The sequence below is a fragment of the Pseudomonas sp. NFPP24 genome (assembly GCF_900112095.1).
Classification (GTDB): domain Bacteria; phylum Pseudomonadota; class Gammaproteobacteria; order Pseudomonadales; family Pseudomonadaceae; genus Aquipseudomonas; species Aquipseudomonas extremorientalis.
Genome location: NZ_FOKD01000011.1, coordinates 19,626 through 42,659, shown reverse-complemented (window position 1 = coordinate 42,659; position 23,034 = coordinate 19,626). Strand labels below are relative to the sequence as shown.

At 60.8% G+C, this 23,034-nt stretch carries 26 protein-coding genes; 13 read left to right on the top strand and 13 right to left on the bottom strand.

Translation table 11 applies throughout. From position 1 onward, the window contains the following. The first annotated feature begins 17 nt into the window (after positions 1-17). On the top strand, positions 18-1,229 hold the full coding sequence (locus BM026_RS22085) for a pyridoxal phosphate-dependent aminotransferase (RefSeq protein ID WP_016978462.1): 1,212 nt from the start codon (positions 18-20) through the stop codon (positions 1,227-1,229). A 303-nt stretch (positions 1,230-1,532) separates the two neighbouring features. Continuing rightward, positions 1,533-2,420 (top strand): protease HtpX, encoded by an 888-nt coding sequence (gene htpX / locus BM026_RS22080; protein WP_058427954.1) that lies wholly within the window; start codon positions 1,533-1,535, stop codon positions 2,418-2,420. A 141-nt stretch (positions 2,421-2,561) separates the two neighbouring features. Here htpX and BM026_RS22075 read toward each other — a convergent pair whose 3' ends face one another. Continuing rightward, entirely contained in the window at positions 2,562-3,218 is a 657-nt protein-coding gene (locus tag BM026_RS22075) for a thiopurine S-methyltransferase (protein WP_093530082.1), read from the bottom strand. A gap of 103 nt (positions 3,219-3,321) precedes the next feature. Here BM026_RS22075 and BM026_RS22070 point away from each other — a divergent pair, with 103 nt between their 5' ends. Beyond that, positions 3,322-4,089, top strand: a complete 768-nt coding sequence (locus tag BM026_RS22070; RefSeq protein WP_092247717.1) for a DODA-type extradiol aromatic ring-opening family dioxygenase — start codon at positions 3,322-3,324, stop codon at positions 4,087-4,089. Between the two features lie 74 nt (positions 4,090-4,163). On the opposite strand, the gene BM026_RS22065 is transcribed toward BM026_RS22070, so the two are convergent. Further along, entirely contained in the window at positions 4,164-5,837 is a 1,674-nt protein-coding gene (locus BM026_RS22065) for a DEAD/DEAH box helicase (RefSeq protein ID WP_058427958.1), read from the bottom strand. Positions 5,838-6,260: 423 nt separating this feature from the next. Here BM026_RS22065 and BM026_RS22060 point away from each other — a divergent pair, with 423 nt between their 5' ends. Continuing rightward, a complete protein-coding gene (locus BM026_RS22060) occupies positions 6,261-7,052 on the top strand; it encodes a crotonase/enoyl-CoA hydratase family protein (RefSeq protein WP_092247714.1) in 792 nt (263 codons plus the stop codon). A gap of 120 nt (positions 7,053-7,172) precedes the next feature. Here the strand turns inward: BM026_RS22060 and BM026_RS22055 are convergent, their stop codons facing one another. After that, on the bottom strand, positions 7,173-7,928 hold the full coding sequence (locus BM026_RS22055; protein ID WP_092247711.1) for a spermidine synthase: 756 nt from the start codon (positions 7,926-7,928) through the stop codon (positions 7,173-7,175). 124 nt (positions 7,929-8,052) lie between these two features. On the opposite strand from BM026_RS22055, the gene BM026_RS22050 reads away from it, so the two are divergent. Further along, entirely contained in the window at positions 8,053-9,399 is a 1,347-nt protein-coding gene (locus BM026_RS22050) for a class II 3-deoxy-7-phosphoheptulonate synthase (RefSeq protein ID WP_071488516.1), read from the top strand. 67 nt (positions 9,400-9,466) lie between these two features. On the opposite strand, the gene BM026_RS22045 is transcribed toward BM026_RS22050, so the two are convergent. Beyond that, a complete protein-coding gene (locus BM026_RS22045; RefSeq protein ID WP_093514410.1) occupies positions 9,467-10,732 on the bottom strand; it encodes a winged helix-turn-helix domain-containing protein in 1,266 nt (421 codons plus the stop codon). A gap of 45 nt (positions 10,733-10,777) precedes the next feature. Next, complete coding sequence (locus BM026_RS22040; RefSeq protein WP_256572969.1) at positions 10,778-10,984, bottom strand: DUF1127 domain-containing protein; 207 nt, start codon at positions 10,982-10,984, stop codon at positions 10,778-10,780. 70 nt (positions 10,985-11,054) lie between these two features. Here BM026_RS22040 and BM026_RS22035 point away from each other — a divergent pair, with 70 nt between their 5' ends. Beyond that, positions 11,055-11,936, top strand: coding sequence for a LysR substrate-binding domain-containing protein (locus BM026_RS22035; RefSeq protein WP_071488519.1), 882 nt, complete (start codon positions 11,055-11,057; stop codon positions 11,934-11,936). Here BM026_RS22035 and BM026_RS22030 read toward each other — a convergent pair. Continuing rightward, positions 11,926-12,675, bottom strand: a complete 750-nt coding sequence (locus BM026_RS22030; protein WP_071488520.1) for a sulfite exporter TauE/SafE family protein — start codon at positions 12,673-12,675, stop codon at positions 11,926-11,928. The two genes, BM026_RS22035 and BM026_RS22030, sit on opposite strands and share 11 nt — an antisense overlap. A 109-nt stretch (positions 12,676-12,784) precedes the next feature. Between BM026_RS22030 and BM026_RS22025 the strand changes: the two genes are divergently transcribed. From BM026_RS22025 to BM026_RS22010, 4 genes are all read left to right on the top strand, one after another. Then, a complete protein-coding gene (locus tag BM026_RS22025) occupies positions 12,785-13,735 on the top strand; it encodes a LysR family transcriptional regulator (protein ID WP_071488521.1) in 951 nt (316 codons plus the stop codon). A gap of 80 nt (positions 13,736-13,815) precedes the next feature. Next, on the top strand, positions 13,816-14,268 hold the full coding sequence (locus tag BM026_RS22020; RefSeq protein WP_071488522.1) for a MarR family winged helix-turn-helix transcriptional regulator: 453 nt from the start codon (positions 13,816-13,818) through the stop codon (positions 14,266-14,268). A gap of 141 nt (positions 14,269-14,409) precedes the next feature. Further along, positions 14,410-14,829 (top strand): organic hydroperoxide resistance protein, encoded by a 420-nt coding sequence (locus tag BM026_RS22015; RefSeq protein WP_071488523.1) that lies wholly within the window; start codon positions 14,410-14,412, stop codon positions 14,827-14,829. 28 nt (positions 14,830-14,857) lie between these two features. Continuing rightward, positions 14,858-15,874: an alpha/beta hydrolase gene (locus BM026_RS22010; RefSeq protein WP_092247699.1), complete on the top strand. Its 1,017-nt coding sequence runs from the start codon at positions 14,858-14,860 to the stop codon at positions 15,872-15,874. Between the two features lie 65 nt (positions 15,875-15,939). Here the strand turns inward: BM026_RS22010 and BM026_RS22005 are convergent, their stop codons facing one another. Together BM026_RS22005 and earP are read right to left on the bottom strand one after the other, a co-directional pair. Next, on the bottom strand, positions 15,940-16,512 hold the full coding sequence (locus tag BM026_RS22005) for an elongation factor P (protein ID WP_003172723.1): 573 nt from the start codon (positions 16,510-16,512) through the stop codon (positions 15,940-15,942). Between the two features lie 49 nt (positions 16,513-16,561). Beyond that, entirely contained in the window at positions 16,562-17,695 is a 1,134-nt protein-coding gene (earP, locus tag BM026_RS22000; protein WP_093514409.1) for an elongation factor P maturation arginine rhamnosyltransferase EarP, read from the bottom strand. 132 nt (positions 17,696-17,827) lie between these two features. Here earP and BM026_RS21995 point away from each other — a divergent pair, with 132 nt between their 5' ends. After that, positions 17,828-18,196, top strand: coding sequence for a hypothetical protein (locus BM026_RS21995; RefSeq protein ID WP_092247693.1), 369 nt, complete (start codon positions 17,828-17,830; stop codon positions 18,194-18,196). Between the two features lie 5 nt (positions 18,197-18,201). After that, positions 18,202-18,684, top strand: a complete 483-nt coding sequence (locus tag BM026_RS21990) for a GreA/GreB family elongation factor (protein WP_093530184.1) — start codon at positions 18,202-18,204, stop codon at positions 18,682-18,684. Between the two features lie 9 nt (positions 18,685-18,693). Here the strand turns inward: BM026_RS21990 and cysB are convergent, their stop codons facing one another. The 5 genes from cysB to BM026_RS21965 all read right to left on the bottom strand — a co-directional run bounded on the left by cysB (position 18,694) and on the right by BM026_RS21965 (position 22,591). Beyond that, positions 18,694-19,668: an HTH-type transcriptional regulator CysB gene (gene cysB, locus BM026_RS21985; protein WP_012722988.1), complete on the bottom strand. Its 975-nt coding sequence runs from the start codon at positions 19,666-19,668 to the stop codon at positions 18,694-18,696. Between the two features lie 103 nt (positions 19,669-19,771). Next, complete coding sequence (locus tag BM026_RS21980) at positions 19,772-20,272, bottom strand: universal stress protein (RefSeq protein ID WP_071488527.1); 501 nt, start codon at positions 20,270-20,272, stop codon at positions 19,772-19,774. 52 nt (positions 20,273-20,324) lie between these two features. Then, positions 20,325-21,230, bottom strand: a complete 906-nt coding sequence (locus BM026_RS21975) for a 5'-nucleotidase (RefSeq protein ID WP_071488528.1) — start codon at positions 21,228-21,230, stop codon at positions 20,325-20,327. Between the two features lie 15 nt (positions 21,231-21,245). Further along, the gene (locus BM026_RS21970; RefSeq protein ID WP_092247690.1) at positions 21,246-22,208 is read right to left on the bottom strand and encodes a putative 2-dehydropantoate 2-reductase; all 963 of its coding nucleotides are present in this window, start codon (positions 22,206-22,208) and stop codon (positions 21,246-21,248) included. Beyond that, positions 22,205-22,591, bottom strand: a complete 387-nt coding sequence (locus BM026_RS21965; protein ID WP_092247687.1) for a YbbN family protein — start codon at positions 22,589-22,591, stop codon at positions 22,205-22,207. The genes BM026_RS21970 and BM026_RS21965 overlap by 4 nt, the downstream gene beginning before the upstream one ends. Here BM026_RS21965 and BM026_RS21960 point away from each other — a divergent pair. Further along, positions 22,590-23,024 carry a PilZ domain-containing protein gene (locus BM026_RS21960; RefSeq protein ID WP_092247684.1) on the top strand — a complete coding sequence of 145 codons (435 nt, stop codon included), beginning with the start codon at positions 22,590-22,592 and terminating at the stop codon, positions 23,022-23,024. The genes BM026_RS21965 and BM026_RS21960 overlap by 2 nt on opposite strands. Positions 23,025-23,034 lie beyond the last annotated feature (10 nt).

Here is a 23,034-nt window from a genome sequence, read left to right as displayed (position 1 = left end):
TTCAGGATCACATCGCCATGCAGGTCAGCAAATCGAACAAGCTCGCCAACGTCTGCTACGACATTCGCGGCCCAGTGCTCAAGCACGCCAAACGCCTGGAAGAGGAAGGCCATCGCATCCTCAAGCTGAACATTGGCAACCCGGCGCCCTTTGGTTTCGAAGCGCCGGACGAAATCCTCCAGGACGTGATCCGCAACCTGCCCACCGCCCAGGGCTACAGCGACTCCAAAGGCCTGTTCAGTGCGCGCAAGGCCGTGATGCAGTACTACCAGCAGAAGCAGGTCGAAGGTGTCGGCATCGAAGACATCTACCTGGGCAATGGCGTGTCCGAGCTGATCGTGATGTCCATGCAGGCCCTGCTCAACAATGGCGACGAAGTACTGGTACCGGCGCCGGACTACCCATTGTGGACCGCCGCCGTGACCCTGGCCGGTGGCCACCCGGTGCACTACCTGTGTGACGAAGGCGCCGACTGGTTCCCGGACCTGGCCGACATCAAGGCCAAGATCACCCCGAATACCAAGGCCCTGGTGATCATCAACCCGAACAACCCGACCGGCGCCGTGTATTCCAAGGAAGTGCTGCTGGGCATGCTCGAACTGGCACGCCAGCACAACCTGGTGGTGTTCTCCGACGAGATCTACGACAAGATCCTCTACGATGACGCCGTACACGTGTGCACCGCCTCCCTGGCGCCAGACCTGCTGTGCCTGACCTTCAACGGCCTGTCCAAGTCTTACCGCGTGGCGGGTTTCCGTTCCGGCTGGATCGCCATCTCTGGTCCCAAGCACAACGCCCAGAGTTATATCGAAGGCATCGACATGCTGGCCAACATGCGCCTGTGTGCCAACGTGCCGAGCCAGCACGCCATCCAGACCGCCCTGGGCGGCTACCAGAGCATCAATGATCTGGTATTGCCCCAAGGCCGCCTGCTGGAGCAGCGCAACCGTACTTGGGAACTGCTCAATGCAATCCCGGGCGTCAGTTGCGTGAAACCCATGGGGGCGTTGTACGCGTTCCCGCGGATCGACCCAAAGGTATGCCCGATCCTCAACGACGAAAAGTTCGTGCTCGACCTGTTGCTGTCGGAAAAACTGCTGGTGGTGCAAGGCACCGCGTTCAACTGGCCGTGGCCGGATCACTTCCGTGTGGTGACGTTGCCGCGCGTGGATGACCTGGACATGGCCATCGGTCGTATCGGCAACTTCCTCAAGTCCTATCGCCAGTAAGAGAAACGGCGCCGTACGACCGACAATCGGTCGTACGGCGAGTATCTGGCAACACTTCTCTTCCTCTCCCCTGCCCTGCCACTTCACCGACGCCGCAAAAACCACTCGCCCCCTAAATCAAAGGGCTTCAAGGCAACGATGAACCAATCGAACGATCTTTTCCCCGTCGGAAATTCCCTTCAAGCCTCTACATTCCGGCTGTAGGACACAGTTTGAAATAGTCGCTCGGTTGAATCACCCTATGCGGCACCTTATATACCCCGCAGTACGCGACATATTAAGCATGAGGAGAACTCTACAACCATGATGCGCATCCTGCTGTTCTTGGCCACTAACCTTGCGGTCGTGCTGATTGCCAGCATCACCTTGAGCCTTTTCGGCTTCAACGGGTTCATGGCGGCCAACGGGGTTGACCTGAACCTCAATCAGCTGCTGGTTTTCTGTGCGGTCTTTGGTTTCGCCGGCTCGCTGTTCTCGCTGTTCATCTCCAAGTGGATGGCGAAGATGAGCACCAGCACCCAGGTCATCACCCAGCCACGTACCCGGCATGAGCAATGGTTGCTGCAGACCGTCGAGGAGTTGTCCCGCGAGGCCGGCATCAAGATGCCTGAAGTCGGGATCTTCCCGGCCTATGAAGCCAACGCCTTTGCCACCGGCTGGAACAAGAACGACGCACTCGTTGCAGTCAGCCAGGGCATGCTGGAACGCTTCTCCTACGACGAAGTGAAAGCCGTGCTGGCCCACGAAATCGGCCACGTAGCCAATGGCGACATGGTCACCCTGGCGCTGGTCCAGGGTGTGGTGAACACCTTCGTGATGTTCTTCGCGCGGATCATCGGCAACTTTGTCGACAAGGTGATCTTCAAGAACGAAGGCGGCCGCGGCATTGCCTACTTCGTGGCGACCATCTTTGCCGAGCTGGTGCTGGGTTTCCTGGCCAGCGCAATCACCATGTGGTTTTCGCGCAAACGGGAGTTCCGTGCAGACGAAGCCGGTGCACGCCTGGCCGGTACAGGGGCAATGATCGCAGCGCTGCAACACCTGCGTTCCGAACAAGGCCTGCCGGTGCATATGCCGGACAGCCTGACCGCCTTCGGCATCAACGGCGGTATCAAGCAAGGCATGGCTCGCCTGTTCATGAGCCACCCGCCGCTGGAAGAGCGGATCGACGCGTTGCGTCGTCGGGGCTGACAGGCAACACAAAAAAGGGCGATCTGATCGCCCTTTTTTGCAGGTCTGAAGGCCTCATCGGGGGCAAGCCCCCTCCCACACTTAAAGGTTTTCACAGATCAAAATGTGGGAGGGGGCTTGCCCCCGATAGCGATGGAAAATTCAGCGCCTGGTCAACTGATACACCCGTTCATCCAGCCGCGTGACGCCGTCCTGCACGAACTTCCAGCTCTCGCCCAGGATGTCTTGTTCTTCCAGCACCTCCAAGGCCCAGTGCGCACCCAGCAACACCTTCACCTCGTCATCCGTTACTGCAAACGGTGGTCCGGCTTTTTGCGTCTGGTCGTAATCGAGGGTGATCAACAGCCCCTCGCAACCTGGACGCAACAGACTGTTCAGATGCTCGGCATACCGCACACGCATCAGCGGCGGCAAGGCGATGAGGGCGGCGCGGTCATAAAGCGCAGCGCAATCGGCCAGCGCCTCAGCATCAAGGGTGAAGAAGTCGCCACACCACACCTCGATCAAGCCCGCCTGATACACCGCAAAGGTGCCCCGTTGCGTGATACGGGGCACAAGGTCCTGTTCGTCGAAAAACGCCTCGACCGCCTGCTCCGACAGCTCCACACCCAATACTCGCAGCCCCTGGCTGGCCAGCCACATCAAGTCCAGGCTTTTGCCACACAAGGGCACCAACACCTGCGCGCCCTCGGCCAGGCCCAGTTGCGGCCAATGTCGTTGTAGATACGGATTGACCTTGGGTTGGTGAAAGCCGATCTGGTTGCTTGCCCAGCGGTCCTGCCAAAATTTAGGCTCCATAGATCACCCCGAAAATTCGATCAAAAGGCACTAAAACTTATATTAGATTTAGATCAATGATCTGATTGAAGATGGGCCCATGTTAACGCTCAGGACCCTCCTTATGTTGCCCAGCCTGTTTATCTCCCACGGGTCGCCCATGCTCGCCCTGCAACCCGGCGCCAGCGGCCCGGCGCTGCAACAGCTAGCGGCCGAGCTGCCCCGACCGAAGGCCATCGTGGTGGTGTCGGCGCACTGGGAAAGCCCTGAACTTCTGGTCAGCGGCAGCGCAGCGCCCGAAACCTGGCACGACTTCGGCGGCTTCCCCCGCGAGCTGTTTGCCGTGCAGTACCCGGCACCGGGTGACCCGCAACTGGCCGGCAAGATTGTCGAGCTGCTGCACGCCGATGGCCTGAATGCGCGCATCGATGACCGTCGCCCCTTCGACCATGGCACCTGGGTCCCGCTGTCGCTGATGTACCCGGCGGCGGATATCCCGGTGGTGCAGGTGTCTTTGCCGAGCCGCATGGGCCCAGCCCTGCAGACCCGTGTCGGACATGCCCTTGCGGGCCTGCGTGAGCAAGGCGTGTTGTTGATCGGCTCCGGCAGCATCACCCACAACCTGGGCGAGTTGGACTGGCATGCAGGCCCGGAGAGCATCGAGCCATGGGCGCGGAATTTCCGGGACTGGGTGGTGGACAAGCTGGCAGCCAACGATGAAACCGCGCTGCACGACTATCGCCGCCAGGCACCGAATGCCGTGCGTAGCCACCCCAGTGATGAACACTTGCTGCCCCTGTACTTTGCCCGTGGCGCCGGTGGCGAATTCAGCGTGGCGCACCAGGGATTCACCATGGGCGCGCTGGGGATGGACATCTACCGCTTCGGCTAAAGTAAATTTCAGGCAAAAAAATCCCCGAACCAGTCGGGGATTTTTTTTGTGCGATCAATCAGCCCAAGGGCGGATCAATCTTCGCGGTAGCGACGCAGTTTGAGCTGCTTACCGGCAACGCGAGTGTCTTTGAGCTTGGTCAGCAGTTTTTCCAGACCGTCTTCCGGCAGTTCCACCAGGGAGAAGCTGTCACGGACCTGGATGCGACCGATGGCTTCACGTGCCAGACCACCCTCATTGAGGATAGCGCCCAGCAGGTTCTTGGCAGCGATGCCATCACGCGCGCCCAGCGCGGTACGGCAACGCGCACGGCCTTCAGCCAATGGAACCGGAGCGCGACGCTCACGATCACCACGGTCTGGACGGTCGCCGGAACGCTCCGGACGATCACCGCGCGGTGCGCTGTTCGGCACCAGTGGACGTTCTTTCTCGATGGCCGCCAGGGTCAGGGCTTGACCGTTGGTTGCCTTGCGCAGCAGGGCTGCAGCCAGGGCACGCGGGGTGCAACCGATGTCGGCGGTCAGGCGGTCCAGCAGGTCGCCGTGGGTCGATTCAGCGTCAGCCACCAGTGGTGCCAGGCTGTTGGTCAGTTTCTTGATGCGGGCATCGAGGACTGCCTGGGCATCCGGCAGGCGCACTTCAGCGACTTTCTGACCGGTCACACGCTCGATCACTTGCAGCATGCGGCGCTCACGCGGCGTCACCAGCAGCAGTGCACGACCTTCGCGACCGGCACGGCCGGTACGGCCGATACGGTGCACGTAGGACTCCGGGTCGTACGGCATGTCAACGTTGAACACGTGGGTGATACGTGGAACGTCGAGGCCACGGGCAGCAACGTCGGTCGCTACAACGATGTCCAGGCGGCCATCCTTGAGGGAGTCGATCACGCGCTCACGCTGGTTCTGGGCGATGTCACCGTTCAGCGCAGCGGCTTTGTAGCCTTTGGCTTCCAGGGCACTGGCCAGGTCCAGGGTCGCTTGCTTGGTGCGCACGAACATGATCAGGGCGTCGAAGTCTTCGACTTCCAGCAGGCTCAATACAGCCGAGGTCTTCTGGTCAGCGTGAACCAACAGGTGAGCCTGTTCGATCGCGGTAACGGTCTGGGTCTTGGTCTGGATCTTCACGTGTTGCGGATCGCGCAGGTGGCGTTCGGCAATGGCACGGATCGACTGTGGCAGGGTGGCCGAGAACAGTACGGTCTGACGGGTTGGTGGCAGTGCCTTGAAGATGACTTCCAGGTCATCCATGAAGCCCAGCTTCAACATTTCGTCAGCTTCGTCCAGAACCAGGTGGTTCACGGTCGACAGGACTTTCTCGTCACGACGCAGGTGGTCGCACAGGCGGCCCGGGGTGGCGACAACGATCTGTGCGCCATTGCGGATTGCCTTGAGTTGCGGGCCCATAGGCGCGCCGCCGTAAACGGCCACAACGGTTACGCCTGGCATTTGCTTGGCGTAGGTTTCAAAAGCGGTTGCTACTTGCAGCGCCAACTCACGAGTTGGCGCCAGGATCAGGGCTTGCGGTTCGCGCTTGGCAGGATCGATGCAGTGCAGGATAGGCAGGGCGAACGCGGCGGTTTTACCGGTACCGGTTTGCGCCTGGCCAATCATGTCCTGGCCGGCCATGATGATCGGGATCGATTGCTGCTGAATCGCCGAAGGCTCTTCGTAGCCGGTCGCTGCGACGGCTGCAAGAATATTCGGGTTGAGATTAAAAGCGGCGAAGCCGCCGGTTTCCTGGGTCATGGGTCTGCCTCTAAGTGCATCCGCAAAGACCCATGCTCCAAAGCTGCGCATGCCGTGTTGAGACTCAAGAGTCGCCCTGGCTGCTTTGTCGGCGGGGATTTGCGAAAACGAATGAATGAAAAAGATTCGTCAAGGGAGAGTCCGCTGTGCGGACGTGCAGCCGAAGCTGACTTCGGGGAATTGCGCTACCTAAACGCGGCCCGGTTAAAGGCCGGCGCGCACTATACCGGAAATAGCTGAAAAAGGGAGCTTTTTTTATCGCCATGTACCGATAAACCGCGCTATGTCACAGTCTTTGCAGATAACGCCGGCAGGGTCTATTTTCCAGAGGCCCGGCCCTGCTGGTCATAACGCTTAAACGGTTCACCTGAGCGTTGCGGCCCTTTGGTCCGAAACCTTTCCCCGCGCCCGAGGGCACACCCGATGAATCAAGCCAGCAGCAGCCGCGTCAGCCGTGAACTCCAGGGTCATGTCTTGCTTTTGGGTCTGGACCGGGTGGCCAAACGCAACGCGTTCGACCTCGACCTGCTCAATGAGCTGAGCCTGGCGTATGGCGAATTTGATCGAAATGATGACGCTCGGGTGGCGGTGGTGTTTGCCCATGGCGACCACTTTACCGCCGGGCTGGACCTGGCCAATGTCAGCGGCGTAATGGCCGGCGGCTGGCAGCCGCCTCTGGGCGGTTGTGATCCGTGGGGCGTATTTGCCGGCCCGCGCGTGAGCAAACCGGTGATCGTCGCAGCCCAGGGCTACTGTCTGACCATCGGTATCGAATTGATGCTGGCCGCCGATATCAACTTGTGCGCGAGCAACACGCGCTTTGCGCAGATGGAAGTGCAGCGTGGGATCTTTCCGTTCGGCGGCGCGACACTGCGCCTTCATCAGATCGCCGGCTGGGGCAACGCGATGCGCTGGCTGCTCACCGGCGACGAATTCGATGCCCATGAAGCCCTGCGCCTGGGCCTGGTGCAGGAAGTGATGGCCAGCGAGGACTTGCTGCCCCGCGCCGTCGAACTGGCCAACCGCATTGCGCGCCAGGCACCGCTGGGCGTGCAGGCCACGTTGATGTCGGCACGGCTGGCGCGCATGGAAGGCGAAGCCGTGGCGGCTGAGGCGTTGCCGCCGATGGTGGACAAATTGCTCAACAGTGAGGATGCCAACGAAGGGGTGCTGGCGATGGTGGAGAAGCGGCCAGGGGTGTTCAAAGGTATTTAGTCGTCGTCAGTGATGGCCTCTTCGCGGGCAAGCCCGCTCCCACAGGGGAATACATTTCAACAGGGGAATGCAGTCCAAATGTGGGAGCGGGCTTGCCCGCGAAAGGGCCAGTTCAGGCAATCAAGTAGCCGGCCGGATCGCCTTGATCAACGCCTGCAACGAATACCCCAGGCGTGGCACCAATGCCTCGGCACGCGCCGTCAACGCTTGCATATCCAGCTCCTGATCCAACTCCGAAGGCACCAGCAAGATCACGTTGCCCTCCTTCACCGGCAGCTCCCAGTAATGCCGGTGATACAACCCGCGCAACAATGCCGCGCCCAACGGCTTGCCGTCATCGGTGGCCCATTGGTTGATCACCAGCCAGCCGCCGGGATTGAGTTTCTTCTGGCAGTTTTCCAGAAAGGTCCAGGCCAGGTGCCCGACGCCGGGACCGACGTCCGTATAGAGGTCCACGAAGATCAAGTCTGCCGATTCGGCGGTTTCCAGCAATTGGAGGGCATCACCAATGCGGATATACAACCGCGGGTCGTCATCCAGCCCCAGGTATTCGATGGCCAGGCGCGGCACGTCGGGGCGCAACTCGATGGCTTCCACATCTTCCAGCGGCAGGAACCTGAGGCACGCCTGCGTCAACGTCCCGGCACCCAGGCCAAGGAACAGCGCGCTCTCAGGCTGTTCATGACACAACGCACCGATCAGCATCGCACGGGTGTAGTCATACTCCAGCCAGCTCGGGTCAGCGGTGAACACGCAGCTCTGCTCGATGGCATCGCCAAACTCGAGAAAACGGTAATCGGCCACTTCGAGCACACGGATCATGCCGAATTCATCATGGACTTCGGCGAGCAGGCGCTCGACACGCTCCTCGGTCATCACAACTCCTAACGGGTTTGCTGCACGGCAAAGGCGCGATTGTCGGCCAACCGGCGGCAACAGGTCACGCACTAATTGCTGATAACATTGGCGCCCCACCGTCAATCAGCCAATCGAGTTCATGATGAGCCAACCCTGGAGCCCCGACAGCTGGCGCGCCCTGCCGATCCAGCAACAACCCCGGTACCCGGACGCTGCACACTTGCTGCAAGTGGAGCAGAACCTGGCCAGCTACCCGCCACTGGTGTTTGCCGGAGAAGCTCGCGAACTGCGCCGCCAGTTTGCCGAGGTGACCCAGGGCCGTGCGTTCCTGCTGCAAGGCGGCGATTGCGCCGAGAGTTTTGCCGAGTTCTCCGCCGCGAAAATCCGCGACACGTTCAAAGTGCTGCTGCAAATGGCTATCGTGATGACCTTCGCCGCCGGCTGCCCGGTGGTCAAGGTCGGGCGCATGGCGGGCCAGTTCGCCAAGCCGCGTTCGGCCAATGATGAAACCATCGACGGTGTCACCCTGCCCGCCTACCGTGGCGACATCGTCAATGGCATCGGTTTCGACGAGAAAAGCCGCGTGCCGGACCCGGACCGCCTGCTGCAGTCCTACCACCAGTCCACCGCTACCCTGAACCTGCTGCGCGCCTTTGCCCAGGGCGGTTTTGCCGACCTGCACCAGGTGCACAAGTGGAACCTGGACTTTATCGCCAACTCTGCGCTGGCCGAAAAATACAGCCAACTGGCCGACCGTATCGACGAAACCCTGGCCTTCATGCGCGCCTGCGGCATGGACAGCTCGCCGCAACTGCGCGAGACCAGCTTCTTCACCGCCCACGAAGCGCTGCTGCTCAACTACGAACAAGCCTTCGTACGCCGTGACAGCCTGACCAACGACTACTACGACTGCTCGGCCCATATGCTGTGGATCGGCGATCGCACTCGCCAACTGGACGGCGCTCACGTCGAGTTCCTGCGCGGGGTGAACAACCCGATCGGGGTCAAGGTCGGGCCGAGCATGAACCCGGATGACCTGATCCGCCTGATCGATATCCTCAACCCGGACAACGACCCCGGCCGCCTCAACCTGATCGCGCGCATGGGCGCGGGCAAGGTCGGCGATCACCTGCCCCACCTGATTCGTGCCGTGCAGCGCGAGGGCAAGCAGGTGCTGTGGAGCTCGGACCCGATGCATGGCAACACCATCAAGGCCAGCAGCGGCTACAAAACCCGCGACTTTGCGCAGATCCTCGGCGAGGTGAAGGAGTTTTTCCAGGTGCACCAGGCCGAAGGCAGCTATGCCGGCGGGATTCACATCGAGATGACCGGGCAGAACGTCACCGAGTGCATCGGCGGCGCACGGCCGATCACCGAGGATGGCTTGTCGGACCGCTATCACACCCACTGCGACCCACGGATGAATGCCGATCAGTCGCTGGAACTGGCGTTTCTGATTGCCGAGACCTTGAAGCAGGTCAAACGCTGAGTTTTCAGTTGCCTTCAGGGCCTCATCGGGGGCAAGCCCCCCTCCCACACTTGAATGTATTCACAGATCAAAATGTGGGAGGGGGCTCGCCCCCGATGAGACCCTGAAGACCAACCCCCATGCTGATCATCGCCACCCGCAGCCGCTCGGCACTCGGCCTTTGGCAATTGAGTTGCACCTGCTCCAGCCCCAGCCAGTCGGCCATTTGCCGCAGGTTTTGCGCCAGCGCCAACATCCCTTGCTCATCCAGCCCCGGCTCTTCTTCGTGCACCGCATGCACCGCCAGGCGCCCATTGGCGCGTTCGGCGCGCAGGTCGACGCGCGCGGCGATCCGCTCGTTGTGCAGGAACGGCAGCACGTAGTAACCGTACACCCGCTTGTCCTGCGGGGTGTAGATCTCCAGCCGGTAACGGAAGTCGAACAGCCGCTCGGTGCGACTGCGCTCCCAGACCAGCGAATCAAACGGCGACAACAAGGCGCTGGCCGGCACTTTGCGCGGCACTTTGGGATCGGGCAGGCAGTACGCCGCCTGTTTCCAGCCTTGCACCTGGCACGTCACCAGTTGACCGTCCTCCACCAGTTCAGCAAGGCGATGGCGGCTGTCGGCCGGATCGAGACGGAAGTAATCGCGCAGGTCTTTTTCAGTACCGACACCCAACGCGGTGGCGCTGTGCAGCAACAAACCACGCTGGGCCTCGGCTTCGGTCACAGTGGTTTGAAGGATATCGCCGGGAATGACCCGCTCCGGCAAATCATAGAGCCGCTCAAACCCGCGCCGACCGGCGACTGTGACCAAACCAGCAGCAAACAGCCATTCCAACGCGTGCTTTTCGTCGCTCCAGTCCCACCATGGGCCGGCGCGTTCCTCGCGGGTCGACAAGCTGCCGGCACCCAGCGCGCCCTGCTGCTCAACAGTGTGCAGTACACGTTGAATCGTGGCCTGTTGCTCACGCCCAAAACGCGCCATCTGCGAATAAATGCCCTGCCCTTGCCTGGCCCGCTCCATACGCCAGCGCATCAACGGGAACAATGCCATCGGCAGGAGCGACGCCTCATGCCCCCAGTATTCGAACAGAGAACGCCGCCGCCCCTGGCTCCAGGCAGCCTGTTCGAGCAACAACGGGGAATAGTGACCCAGACGGGAAAACAGCGGCAGGTAATGGGAGCGCACCACCGCATTGACCGAATCGATCTGCAGCACGCCCAGGCGCTCGATCATACGGTTGAGGTGCGCAGCCTTGATCAGTGCAGGCGCCTGGCGCCCGGAAAAACCCTGGGCCGCCAGCGCCATGCGTCGAGCTTGCTTGAGTGAAAACGACTGGTCGGCGGGCATGGGTTTCTCCGTGGGGGCTCGCCGACTACCCTACTGCATCCGCGATCATTTTCGCAGCGGATCTTGCCAGAAATGCAGGTGGAGCTCCTGCTCCACGTCGCCGCGATTGAGGCCGATGTCCTTGAGCGCATCATCGCTCAAGGTCGCCAGCATCTGGCGCTCCTCATGCAGCGTCTGCCAACGGACAATCTTGTGAAGCAGCCCGGTAAACGGACGTTTCGCCAGTAATACAAAACCTCTTTGACCTTTCATCTTCTCGCCCTCCAGTGGGGATGGCGCAAGTGTGTGCGTGGGCTTAAGATCAATCCAACGAATGTTTCTTATGCAATACATCTCGGAGATTGATCAATTGTCCGGCTACCCAAGCATCGACACTGAGGTGCTGCGCACCTTCGTCGCCATCGCCGACCAGGGCGGCTTTACCCGCGCCGGCGAGCTGGTCAACCGCACTCAATCGGCGGTGAGCATGCAGATGAAGCGCCTGGAAGAGGACGTATTGCAGCGCAAGCTGTTCGAGCGCGATGGCCGGCAGGTGCGGCTGACGCCTGAGGGTCAGGTATTGCTGGGCTATGCGCGGCGTATCCTGAAACTGCACAGCGAGGTGTTCAACACCCTGCGCGAGCCGCACATGGTCGGGTTGGTGCGCATCGGCACGCCGGACGACTACGTGATGCGGTTCCTGCCGGGCATTCTCAAGCAGTTCTCCAAGGCGTACCCGCTGATCCAGATCGAGATGCACTGCGAGGCGTCGACGGTATTGATGCAGCGTCGGGATTTGGCACTGACCGTTGTCAGTCGTGAGCCGGGCAATGAGATCGGTGAACTGTTGCGCACGGAGCGCATGGTGTGGGCAGCGGCGCCGTGCTTCTGCGCCGACGAGCACGACGCCCTGCCGCTGGCGATGTCCGGCGCCGATTGCCTTTATACCCAGTGGGCACGCTCGGCACTGGACGCGGCCGGGCGCGATTATCGCCTGGCCTACCACAGCTCCAACGTGTCGGCGATCCAGGCGGTTGTCAATGCAGGCCTGGCGGTGATGGTCAGCATGGAGAGCCTGGTGACCGAAGACCTGCGCGTACTCGGCCGCGACGAGGGTTTCCCGCCGCTGCCGTCAATGAATCTGCATTTGCTGCGTAACCCGCAGATGAATTCGCCCATCACCGACTGCCTGGCGGAATACATCCTCGAAGGTTTCAGACTTTAAAGGTCAACATCACCGCGCACACCACCAGGAAGCCGCAGAACAGACCGCGCAGCACACGTTCCGGCAGTGCATGGGCCACCTTCACGCCCCAACTGATGCTGAGCAAACCGCCCACGGCCAACGGCACACCGATCATCCAGTCCACTTCCTGATGCCAGGCGTAGGTGACCAATGTCACCCCCGTGCTCGGCAAGGCCAAGGCCAGGGATAACCCTTGGGCAACCACCTGGCTCGTGCCGAACACACTGGTCAGCACCGGCGTAGCGACCACGGCGCCGCCGACGCCAAACAAACCGCCCATGGACCCGGAAGCGGCACCGAGCACTCCAAGCCACGGCCAGGAATAGCGCATCTGCGCCGTAGGCGGTGCGTTGCGGGTGAACATACGCAGCAGGTTGTAGGCAGACAGTGCCAGCAAAAAAGCGATAAAACCGATGCGCATTGCACCCGCGTCCAGCCCAACCGCCCAGATCGAACCCAGCCAGGCAAACGTGAACCCCATGACGCCGAGCGGCAGCGCATGGCGCAACTCGATACGGTTGCGCTGGTGATAGCGCCACAGCGCCAGCATCACGTTGGGCACCACCATCACCAAGGCGGTGCCTTGGGCCAATTGCTGGTCCAGGCCGAACAACACGCCCAGCACCGGGATGGCAATCAACCCACCGCCAATGCCAAACAGGCCGCCCACCGTGCCGAGGGCCGCGCCCAAGATCAGGTACATCACTAAATCCAACACCGCTTGTTACTCCGCAATCCCAGGCCTTGCATGCTACGCAGTCGGCTCTGGCGCGGAAACGCACAGCAACGCACAATGGCTGTGCCAATCTCGCATAAGCGACTTTACGATGAACCCCAATCCTCTGACCGATCAACTGAGCCTGTTTCTCGATGTACTGGAGACCGGCAGTTTCTCCGCCGCCGCACGCCGCCATCCGCTGACGCCGTCGGCGGTAGCACGGCGGATCGACAGCCTGGAAAGCTCGGTGGGCAGCCGCTTGTTCCAGCGCAGCACCCATGCCGTGGTGCCGACCCCGGCCGGCCTGGCCTTCGCCGAGCGGGCACGGCGGATCGTCAGCGAGCTGCAACTGGCGCGTGCCGAAGCGGTGTCCCTCAGCCACGCGCCGGAAGGCCTGATCCGGGTAGATGCGCCGGCAGCGTTTGGGCGACGGCATCTGGCGCCGGTGATTGCGGACTTTCTGAATGTCTACCCGGGGCTGGATGTGCACCTGCATTTGATCGACAGCTTTGTGGATATGCAGGGCGCACACCTGGGCAAAGTGGACCTGGTGCTGCGCGCCGGGCATCTCGTCGACACGCGGTTGATCGCCACGCCCTTGGCGAGCATCGTGCGCATCGCGTGCGCCAGCCCGGCTTATCTGAAAAGCCGCGGCACGCCGATCCACCCTCGGGAACTGAGCGAACACGATGGGTTGGACTGGGATGGCCTGGCGCCCACGTTCGCCTGGCGCTTCGAGCTGGATGGGCGCCGCGCCACCTATCGCCCGCAACGCATCCGCATGAGTGCCAATAACGCTGAAGCCTTGTTGTCTGGTGCTTTGGCAGGACTGGGTATCGCTCACCTGCCCACGTGGCTGGCCAGCGAATACCTGGTGCGCGGCGAACTGCTGCCCTTGTTCTGCGAAGACGGCCTGCCCAGCCCCGAGACCACCGGGATCTACGCGCTGCGCCTGGAACAGCAACCCAATGCCCGCAGCCGATTGCTGCTGGAGTATCTGAAGTCCCGGTTCAGCCCGGTGCCGCCTTGGGATCTGGCGCTGCAGAGTGGCCTGGTCTAACCATTCGGTCAGAATTATCTGGCGCATTAAAGATTTGCCCGCTAGATTCCAGCCCAGACATGCTTTTTCGAGGTACCGCCATGAGCAAGAACCCTGATCCGTGCGAATCCCTGATGCTGGACAACCAGCTGTGCTTCGCCTTGCACTCCACCTCGCTGCTGATGACCAAGGTCTACAAGCCATTGCTGCAAGCACTTGGCCTGACCTACCCGCAGTACCTGGCCATGATGGTGTTGTGGGAAGAGGATGGTTTGACCGTCGGCGAAATCAGCAGTCGCCTGCTGACCGATCCGGGCTCGCTTACCCCACTGCTCAAGCGCCTGGAAGCCGAAGGTGTGCTCAGCCGTACCCGCAGCCGCGAGGATGAACGCGTCGTGGTTGTAGAACTGACCGAGGCCGGGCGGGCACTGCAGGACAAGGCCCTGGGGATACCGCAGTGCATCCTGGGCGCCAGCGGCCTGGAATTGGACCAACTACGCAAGCTACAAGCTGATTTGATTGCACTGCGCAGCAACTTGCAGAACGCAATTTAGAACGCCCCTCCCACATCGGTTTTGGCTACACGACAATATTTTATAAATTTATCTTGCGCACTAAACGTTAGCGCTATACATTTGCCTCACCAACTACTTAGCGCGCAAACATTTAGCGCTAACGGCCAAGAGGAAAACACCATGCAAACGCTCTACACCGCAGTAGCTACCGCCACCGGCGGCCGTGATGGTCGTGCTGTTTCCAGCGACAACATCCTCGACGTCAAACTCTCCACCCCCAAAGAACTGGGCGGTGCCGGCGGCCAGGCCACCAACCCTGAACAACTGTTCGCTGCCGGCTACTCGGCCTGCTTCATCGGTGCCCTGAAATTCGTCGCCAGCCAGACCAAACGCAAAATCCCGGATGACGCCTCGATCACCGCCCACGTTGGCATCGGCCAGATCCCCGGCGGTTTCGGCCTGGACATCGACCTGCACATCAGCCTGCCCGGCCTGGCCCAGGACGACGCGCAAAGCCTGGTCGACGCCGCCCACCAAGTCTGCCCGTACTCCAACGCCACCCGTGGCAACGTCGATGTACGCCTGCACGTGATCGTCTAAATGAAACCGGCCGCCCCTGGAGAACGAAATGAACACAATTGGTAAAGCGCTCACCGGCACCCTGCTCGCCTTGTCCATCACCCACGCCTTTGCGGCGACCGGTGAAGTCGAGCACAACACCCAGGCCTTCCTGGATGTGTTGAACGCAGGCAACGGCAAACCGATGGAACAACTGACGCCCAAGGACGCCCGTGCCGTACTGACCGGCGCCCAGGCCGGTGTGAAGCTGACCTTGCCCAAGGCGGATGTGAGCCAGAAGACCATCCAGGTCGACGGCAAGCCGCTGGACCTGACCATCGTGCGGCCAGCCGGGGTCAAGGGCACATTGCCTGTGTTCATGTTCTTCCACGGTGGCGGCTGGGTGCTGGGGGATTACCCGACCCATGAGCGCCTGGTGCGGGATCTGGTGGTGGGTTCGGGGGCGGTGGCGGTATTCGTCAACTACACGCCTTCACCGGAAGCGCATTACCCGGTGGCGATCAACCAGGCCTACGGCGCCACAAAATGGGTGGCCGAGCACGGTAAAGAGATCAATGTCGATGGCAAGCGCCTGGCGGTCGCGGGCAACAGCGTCGGCGGCAACATGGCGGCAGTGGTCAGCCTGATGGCCAAGGATAAGGGCACGCCGGCGATCAAGTTCCAATTGTTGCTATGGCCGGTGACCGACGCCAATTTCGACACCGCGTCCTACAACCAGTACGCCGAAGGGCACTTCCTGACCCGCAACATGATGAAGTGGTTCTGGGACAACTACACCACCGACGCCAACCAGCGCGCCGAGGTCTATGCCTCGCCGCTGCGGGCCACCACCGACCAGCTCAAAGGCTTGCCGCCTGCGCTGATCCAGACCGCCAGCGCCGATGTGCTGCGGGATGAGGGTGAAGCCTACGCCCGCAAGCTGGACGCAGCCGGTGTACCGGTGACTGCCGTGCGCTACAACGGCATGATTCACGACTACGGTCTGCTCAACGTGGTCAGCCAAGTCCCGGCAGTCCGCTCCGCATTGCTCCAGGCCTCGGATGAGCTGAAGCAACACTTGAAGTAAAAAGCAGCGCCCACGAAAAAGCCCGACTCAAGGTCGGGCTTTTTTTCGTATCGGCGGGGCCAGAATTACTTCTTGGCGCGACCTTTGTACGAACCGCCTTCGCGGGTATCGATCTCGATCAGGTCGTCGATTTCGATGAAATCGGCCACTTGCAGTTCGGTACCATTGCTCAGCTTGGCAGGCTTCATCACCTTGCCCGACGTGTCGCCGCGAGCGGAACCTTCGGTGTAGGCCACTTTACGCACGATGGTGGTCGGCAGCTCTACGGAAACCAGGCGCTCTTCGAAGAAAATAGCTTCGCAGACGTCTTCCATACCTTCTTCGATGAACGGCAGAACAGCTTCGATATCTTCAGCGTTCAGCTCGTACATGGTGTAGTCGGTGGTGTCCATGAACGTGTAGGTGTCGCCGCTGATGAAGGACAGGGTCGCTTCTTTGCGGTCGAGGATTACGTCGTCCAGTTTGTCATCGGCGCTGTAGACGATCTCGGTCTTGTAACCGGTCAGCAGGTTCTTCAGCTTGGTCTTCATGATGGCGCTGTTACGACCAGACTTGGTGAACTCAGCTTTCTGAACCAGCCAAGGGTCGTTTTCGAGACGGATCACTGTACCGGGTTTCAGTTCTTTACCAGTTTTCATTGCATATATCCGAAATTTGGATGGGATTTACAAAATTCAAGGTGGCGTATCATATCCAACTTTCATGAAAGTTCACCAGCGCCGTCGCAAGATCGGCCCGCAAGCCCTGTTCCAGACACCACGTTTCGGCGTGCTGGCTGACCTCCGGCCAATGTTCCAGCAGCATTTTCCACGGCTGGGCCATATCGCCCTCCGTGTTCCAGGCTTGCCAGAGCCCGATCAGCGCCGCCCTTGCCGAGGGTGATAAGCCTGCGGTGTACAGCTCCAGGAAGGCATCGAGTTTGTCGAGGTGAATATCTTCGTCCTGTCGATAGATATGCCACAGCAGCGGTCGCCCGGCCCACTGGGCGCGCACGAACGAGTCTTCACCGCGTACGGCATTGAAGTCACAGCACCACAGCAGGCGGTCGTATTGCTCCTGGCGCACGAACGCAATCACCTGCACCGTCAGCGATCCCCGCTGCTGGATATCCCCCGCCACCAGCCGCTCCAAGCCCAACCAACGCTGCACATCGCCAAGAATGCGCCCCTCCGGCACCAATAGATGAGTGGCACGCCCGTCCGTCGATAACACGTCCAGCCAACTGGCGAGCCCGGCATTCTCATAGGCAAACAGTGAGATCAGCCGCGCACCGGCTGTGGGAAACACACCCAAGGTTTGCAGGAAGTCTTGTTGCACGTTCACATCCTGCTGAAAAGCCCGACGCTGTTCCAGCAACCCGGCCTCACGCAAAAGGCCGCCGGTGCCAGGCCGGAATCCGGGGAAGAAGAAGTACTTCTGCACGCCCTTGAACTTCACCGATGGCAGCCGGTGGCAACCGACGACCCATTCCTCGGCGCTGAGATAATCCAGGTTCATCCACACCGGCGTGCGTTCGCGCTCGGCCATGGCCTCCATATACTCAGGTGGCAACTGGCAGGCAAACGCGGCGATTACGACATCCGCTGCAGGCGCGCCCACCCACTCCGTCGGCCAATGACGCACTTCGACACCTTCCTGCCATTGCTGGTCGAGTTGCACATCAATCTCAGGGCACATGCGCTCGAATGCGCGCAGGTCGTCGACCCACAAGCGCACATCACAGGCATGTTCCGCCACCAATTGCCGGGCCAGGCGCCAGGTCACGCCGATGTCGCCGAAGTTGTCGACGACGCTGCAAAAAATATCCCAGCGGGCTTTCATTCCGGGCTCCAACGCTCAAAGGTTCGATTGTCCGCATAAATGCGCGGATGCAGAAGGCTTGATCGCGATTATTCTGCACTGTGGCTGTGCGACAATCGCAGCCACGCCATCAATGCCTGCCAGGAGGGCACCATGTCTGATCGTCCGTTGTCGCTGTTCAAGCTCAGTGCCGCTATTGCGTCTGGCGTATGGCTGGGGTTTATCGCCATCGTGCTGACCACCTGGCTGGCGTCGCGCTACCTGTTTCCCCAGAGCCTGGCGCCAGTGGCCCAGGCCGTACAGCAATTGGGCAAACCTGCTGTGGCGGAGCCTGAACCGCCGAATCGCATGTTCGAGCAATATCAGCAGAACCTGCAGAAGCAGGAACAGCAACAGAGCCTGGAGCAGGCGCGCAACAACGCGCGCAACCTGTCCAACCCCAAATGCCAGTTCTGGCTGCAACAGGACCAGAACGCCCCCAACGAAAAGACCCGGGCCAATGTCCTGCAATTCTGCGATTGATGACCATGAATAAACACGCCGTCCACCTGCTGATCCTGGAAAAGCTCGGCGTCGACCTCGACATCGCACAGCGCGCTGCGCAGACCGCCTACGAAACCGCGACCCACGAAGAAAACATCGCTGAAAACAAATACGACACCCTGGGGCTGGAGGCGTCCTATCTGGCGGCCGGGCAAGCCAAGCGCGTCGAGGAGATCAGGCAGGCGTTGGCGCTGTGCCAGAACATGCCATTACGTGCCTTCGATGATCAGCGCGGCATAGAAGTCGACGCCCTGCTGGGCCTGGAAGACGAGAACGGTCGCCAGCAATGGCTGTTCCTGGCACCGGATGCGGCCGGTTTAAAGGTGGACGTGGTTGGACAACCGGTGACCGTCATCACCCCGCGCTCACCACTGGGCAAAAGCCTGCTGGGCAAGTTCGAAGGCGATGAGGTGGAGATTCTGGTGGCAGGCGCCCGGCAACATTTTACGGTTACCGAGGCCAAATAAACCGCTGGCTTAATGGACGGGCAATTCAACGCCGTCGAACAGCTCTTCCAGCTCCTGCTTGTTGTGGCACTGGATCGCCTTGGCCATGACTTCGCGGGTCAGGTGCGGCGCAAACTTCTCGATGAAATCGCACATGAAGCCACGCAGGAAGGTGCCACGACGGAAGCCGATCTTGGTCACGCTGGACTCGAACAGCTCGCTGGCATCGAGCACCACCAGGTCTTTGTCGAGGGCCGTGTCGACCGCCATCTTGGCGACGATACCCACGCCCAGGCCCAGGCGTACATAAGTCTTGATCACGTCGGCGTCGGCGGCAGTGAACACCACTTTCGGCGTGAGGCCACGATGGCTGAAGGCTTCGTCGAGCTTGGAACGGCCGGTGAAACCGAACACGTAGGTCACGATCGGGTATTCGGCCAGGGCTTCCAGGGTCAGCTTCGGCAGCTTGGCCAATGGGTGACCTTGCGGCACGACCACGCAACGGTTCCAGCGGTAGCACGGCATCATCACCAGGTCGCCGAACAGCTCCAGGGCCTCGGTGGCAATGGCGAAATCGACGGTGCCGTCAGCGGCCATCTCGGCGATCTGCATCGGCGAACCCTGGTGCATGTGCAGGGCCACATCCGGGTACTGCTTGATGAAATCACGGATCACCGGCGGCAACGCGTAACGCGCCTGGGTGTGGGTGGTGGCGATGGACAGGGTGCCTTTCTTCTCGTTGGAGAATTCCTGGGCGATCTGCTTGATGCTTTCGACTTTGCGCAGGATCTCGCCGGCGGTGGTGATGATGCGCTCACCGGCGGGGGTGACACGGGTGAGGTGCTTGCCACTGCGCGCGAACACTTCGACGCCCAACTCGTCTTCGAGCAGGCGGATCTGCTTGCTGATACCGGGTTGCGAGGTGTAGAGGCTTTGAGCGGTAGCGGAAACGTTGAGGTCGTGGTGCGCCACTTCCCAGATGTAGCGCAGTTGTTGAAGCTTCATATGTGTCCCTCAAAGCAGATAGACGCCACGGGTATCAGCGACGGTATATAACTATATTAAAGGTTTGATGGATAAATCTAGAACTTTTTATCGTTTTCATCCATCACACGTCATCACTGCGTCGACGTTGCAACGAAGGCACCAGGTAGACCGGCACCGTAGACAGCTGCAGCACCCGTGCAGCGGTGCGACCCAACGGGGTGGCCGCCGCGGTTGCATGGCTATGACTTCCTACGATCAACAGATCCACGGAAAGTTTGCGCAGTTGGTCGAGAATCACCTCGCAGGGGTCCCCCTGGATCACCCGTACCGAGCGAATCAACTTCAGGTCTTGCTCCCCGTCCTCCAATTCCTCGCGAAAACTGTCCAGCACCCGCTGTTCGATCGTCGCCATGACCGTGGTCAGCCCCTGGCTTTGCCATTCACTCAGGGCCTTCTCATCAAGGTAGCTCTGCAACACCGATTCGGCGAACAGGCCGATGGGCTCGACCACATGAATCACATACAGGTCCGCCTTGAACGTTCGGGCCAGCGCCAGCGCATGTTGCATCACATAAGGCGCGTACAGACCGAGGTCCGTGGCGTACAGCATCGAACGGATCATAGAACCTCCTGGACTGCCAGGATGGCGGAGATGAAATCAGCTTAGCAGCGCCCTAGATCTTCACCTCATTACTGATTCCATGGGGCACGTGCCCGGTGGCGACAAATTCCATGGCTTTCTCGCAATGCCCGGCCTGGTCATCGAAAAACACGTCGGCGGCAAACGCTTCCAGGAATGCGGATTTCTCCAGGCCGCCAAGGAACAACGACTCGTCCAGGCGGATATCCCATTCACGCAAGGTGCGAATCACCCGCTCGTGTGACGGCGCCGAACGGGCAGTGACCAAGGCGGTGCGGATCGGGCAGGCCTCATCGGGAAACTCACGCTGCAACAGGTTGAGCGCCGCCAGAAATCCCTTGAAAGGACCGCCGTGCAACGGTTGGCGCGCCGCCTCCCGCTCATTGGCCTGGAATGCGGCCAGGCCACCGGCCTGGTACACACGCTCGGACTCATCGGAAAACAGCACCGCGTCGCCGTCGAAGGCAATGCGCAGTTCTTCGCTGGAAGCGCGGTTCGGGCCGCCTGACAGAATCGTCGCCGCCGCGAACCCCGCATCGAGGGCACTGCGTACATCCTCGGCATGGGTCGAAAGAAACAGATGGCAGCCAAACGCCGCCAGATAAGGATAAGGACTACGCCCGCCTACGAAAGCGGCGCGGGAAATATCCAGGCCGTAATGCTGGATCGAATTGAACACGCGCAAGCCGGTGTCAGCGCTGTTACGCGACACCAGCACCACCTCAACCCGCGCACGGCCCAGGCTGGCGTTCAGGCTCAGCAGTTTCTTGACCAGCGGAAATGCATCGCCGGGTTCGAGGATTTCTTCTTCGTGCTCGATCTGGTACTTGCGGTACGCCTCGACGCCTTGGGCGAGGTAGATCTTGTGGCTGTCACTCAGGTCGAACAGTGCCCGCGACGAAATCGCCAGCACCAGTTTGTCGCCCAATCCCTTTGCCATGGTATGCCCCCCTGCTCAGCGGTTACGCCGATCAATAAAACTCAAGGCCTGATACAGCGCCTGCATCCGTGGCAGCTCACAGCCGGCAGCCCTGGCCGCAGCAAGTGGGCGGGCGTAGATCGCCGCCAGTTCCAGCGGGCGTTTGTGCACGTGGTCGTGGTACATGCTCGGCAGGTAATCGTCCATGGTTTCAGTCAGGGTAAACATCTGTTCGGCGTAGCTTTTGGGAATCTCATGACCACAGGCGTGGGCGCCCTGCACCACTTCGGCCATCAGCGCCTGGATCAGTTCGCGGCTGGATTCGTCCGCCATCATCGCCGTGGTCCCCGCGCCCAATAACACGGACAGGCCGTTATAGGGCACGTTCCACACCAGCTTGTGCCAGCGCGCCAGATGCACATTGGCCATGGCCTGGGACTCGATACCCGCCTGGTGAAACAACGCGGCGCCCGCTTCGACAATCGCTTTCTGGAGGGCGTCATCGTTGGCCGCCGTACCACTGTGATACCCCAGGTTGACCCGCCCCAGCGCCTGGTGCTCGATAACGCCCGGACCCGAACGGTGCACGCCGATATAACACAGGCCACCCAGCAAGTGCAGCGATGCTGGCAAGTGTTCACGCAGGCAATCTTCCACATCGAGGCCGTTTTGCAGCAACACCACCTTGGCATCCGGCGCCGCCACCTGGGCGAGGGTCGGGGCCAATTCGACGTTACCGGTCGACTTGGTGCCCACCAGCAGCCAGTCGCACGGCGGCATATCGGCAGCGCGGGCATAAGCCTGCACGGGATGCAGATGCAATACGCCGTGCACGGTGCTGTTCAAGTGCAGGCCGTGCTCGCTGACCGCCGCGTATTCACTGCGCAACAGAAAGTGCACATCGAAACCGGCACGCGCCAGCATCAGTCCGTAGAAACCACCAATGGCACCGGTGCCGATAATGCCGATGCGGGGTGACTGGAGGTTAACTGCTGTCATGGCAAATCCTCAGGTGAACGGGTGAGTGCCTGTTTTACGGCATCGAAAACGTCATCACGCGTAAGACGTGTCTGTATTTGCCCGAGGAATTGACCCTCGCACACCACGAACAGCGCCGGCAAATGAAAGATCTGGTAGCGCTCGACCGCACCACCGTTGTGCCCGGCGTCCACCCAGCACAACCGGTCCACCGGTAACGACCAGCCCGGCATTTGCTGGCGTGCCCAGCGGCAACTGGAACACCCTGCGCTGGTAAAGATCACCAGAGAAATACCTGGCAATCCCAGCAATTGCTGGTCAATATCCAGGTCGGTCAATTCCAGTTCCTTCACTATACTGCTGCCACCGCCGTCAATTGGACGGTGCTCGGAGTCCGTGTACATGGGTCGTTTTTTACCTCACCCTGATGATGTCGCTGTCGAGTTAATCCAACGTCCCTCTCCCGCTATCCCCCGCCAACGCCTGCACACGATCGGCCTGGGCGGCATCGCCTGCCATTGGCCACGCGCCTGGCGCGAAGGCACGGCGGTTGATCTGCATATCCCGTCCCTGGGTGCCAGCGCGCGTTATCCAGGCTATGTGGCGTGGTGTCGCAAGGTGGAAAACGGCTACCGCGTCGCTGTCTCGTTCACCGATGAACATGCGTTGTTCGGTGCACGCATGGGTGAGCAAGCATGCCGGATAGAACGCTACTGCCGCCAGCACGAAGACGCCGAGCCGACACCCCAGCAACTTGAAGCCCTGGCCCGCGAGTGGGTATCGCGCCATGCCAGCGAGTTCTCCCATGAGGCATTTGTGGCGCCAGCACTGGATTAAAGCGGGCCTT

What these genes read in the sequence shown, in the direction of transcription:
- BM026_RS22060 (WP_092247714.1), top strand. Translation starts at nt 6,261, where the DNA reads ATGAATCAAGCCAGCAGCAGCCGCGTCAGCCGTGAACTCCAGGGTCAT.
- BM026_RS22040 (WP_256572969.1), bottom strand. Translation starts at nt 10,984, where the DNA reads ATGAAAGGTCAAAGAGGTTTTGTATTACTGGCGAAACGTCCGTTTACC.
- cysB (WP_012722988.1), bottom strand. Translation starts at nt 19,668, where the DNA reads ATGAAGCTTCAACAACTGCGCTACATCTGGGAAGTGGCGCACCACGAC.
- BM026_RS21990 (WP_093530184.1), top strand. Translation starts at nt 18,202, where the DNA reads ATGAATAAACACGCCGTCCACCTGCTGATCCTGGAAAAGCTCGGCGTC.
- htpX (WP_058427954.1), top strand. Translation starts at nt 1,533, where the DNA reads ATGATGCGCATCCTGCTGTTCTTGGCCACTAACCTTGCGGTCGTGCTG.
- BM026_RS22005 (WP_003172723.1), bottom strand. Translation starts at nt 16,512, where the DNA reads ATGAAAACTGGTAAAGAACTGAAACCCGGTACAGTGATCCGTCTCGAA.
- BM026_RS21960 (WP_092247684.1), top strand. Translation starts at nt 22,590, where the DNA reads ATGGGTCGTTTTTTACCTCACCCTGATGATGTCGCTGTCGAGTTAATC.
- BM026_RS21965 (WP_092247687.1), bottom strand. Translation starts at nt 22,591, where the DNA reads ATGTACACGGACTCCGAGCACCGTCCAATTGACGGCGGTGGCAGCAGT.
- BM026_RS22025 (WP_071488521.1), top strand. Translation starts at nt 12,785, where the DNA reads ATGAACCCCAATCCTCTGACCGATCAACTGAGCCTGTTTCTCGATGTA.
- BM026_RS22055 (WP_092247711.1), bottom strand. Translation starts at nt 7,928, where the DNA reads ATGACCGAGGAGCGTGTCGAGCGCCTGCTCGCCGAAGTCCATGATGAA.
- earP (WP_093514409.1), bottom strand. Translation starts at nt 17,695, where the DNA reads ATGAAAGCCCGCTGGGATATTTTTTGCAGCGTCGTCGACAACTTCGGC.
- BM026_RS22070 (WP_092247717.1), top strand. Translation starts at nt 3,322, where the DNA reads ATGTTGCCCAGCCTGTTTATCTCCCACGGGTCGCCCATGCTCGCCCTG.
- BM026_RS22015 (WP_071488523.1), top strand. Translation starts at nt 14,410, where the DNA reads ATGCAAACGCTCTACACCGCAGTAGCTACCGCCACCGGCGGCCGTGAT.
- BM026_RS22065 (WP_058427958.1), bottom strand. Translation starts at nt 5,837, where the DNA reads ATGACCCAGGAAACCGGCGGCTTCGCCGCTTTTAATCTCAACCCGAAT.
- BM026_RS21975 (WP_071488528.1), bottom strand. Translation starts at nt 21,230, where the DNA reads ATGGCAAAGGGATTGGGCGACAAACTGGTGCTGGCGATTTCGTCGCGG.
- BM026_RS22050 (WP_071488516.1), top strand. Translation starts at nt 8,053, where the DNA reads ATGAGCCAACCCTGGAGCCCCGACAGCTGGCGCGCCCTGCCGATCCAG.
- BM026_RS22045 (WP_093514410.1), bottom strand. Translation starts at nt 10,732, where the DNA reads ATGCCCGCCGACCAGTCGTTTTCACTCAAGCAAGCTCGACGCATGGCG.
- BM026_RS21980 (WP_071488527.1), bottom strand. Translation starts at nt 20,272, where the DNA reads ATGATCCGTTCGATGCTGTACGCCACGGACCTCGGTCTGTACGCGCCT.
- BM026_RS22010 (WP_092247699.1), top strand. Translation starts at nt 14,858, where the DNA reads ATGAACACAATTGGTAAAGCGCTCACCGGCACCCTGCTCGCCTTGTCC.
- BM026_RS22085 (WP_016978462.1), top strand. Translation starts at nt 18, where the DNA reads ATGCAGGTCAGCAAATCGAACAAGCTCGCCAACGTCTGCTACGACATT.
- BM026_RS21970 (WP_092247690.1), bottom strand. Translation starts at nt 22,208, where the DNA reads ATGACAGCAGTTAACCTCCAGTCACCCCGCATCGGCATTATCGGCACC.
- BM026_RS22075 (WP_093530082.1), bottom strand. Translation starts at nt 3,218, where the DNA reads ATGGAGCCTAAATTTTGGCAGGACCGCTGGGCAAGCAACCAGATCGGC.
- BM026_RS22020 (WP_071488522.1), top strand. Translation starts at nt 13,816, where the DNA reads ATGAGCAAGAACCCTGATCCGTGCGAATCCCTGATGCTGGACAACCAG.
- BM026_RS22035 (WP_071488519.1), top strand. Translation starts at nt 11,055, where the DNA reads ATGCAATACATCTCGGAGATTGATCAATTGTCCGGCTACCCAAGCATC.
- BM026_RS21995 (WP_092247693.1), top strand. Translation starts at nt 17,828, where the DNA reads ATGTCTGATCGTCCGTTGTCGCTGTTCAAGCTCAGTGCCGCTATTGCG.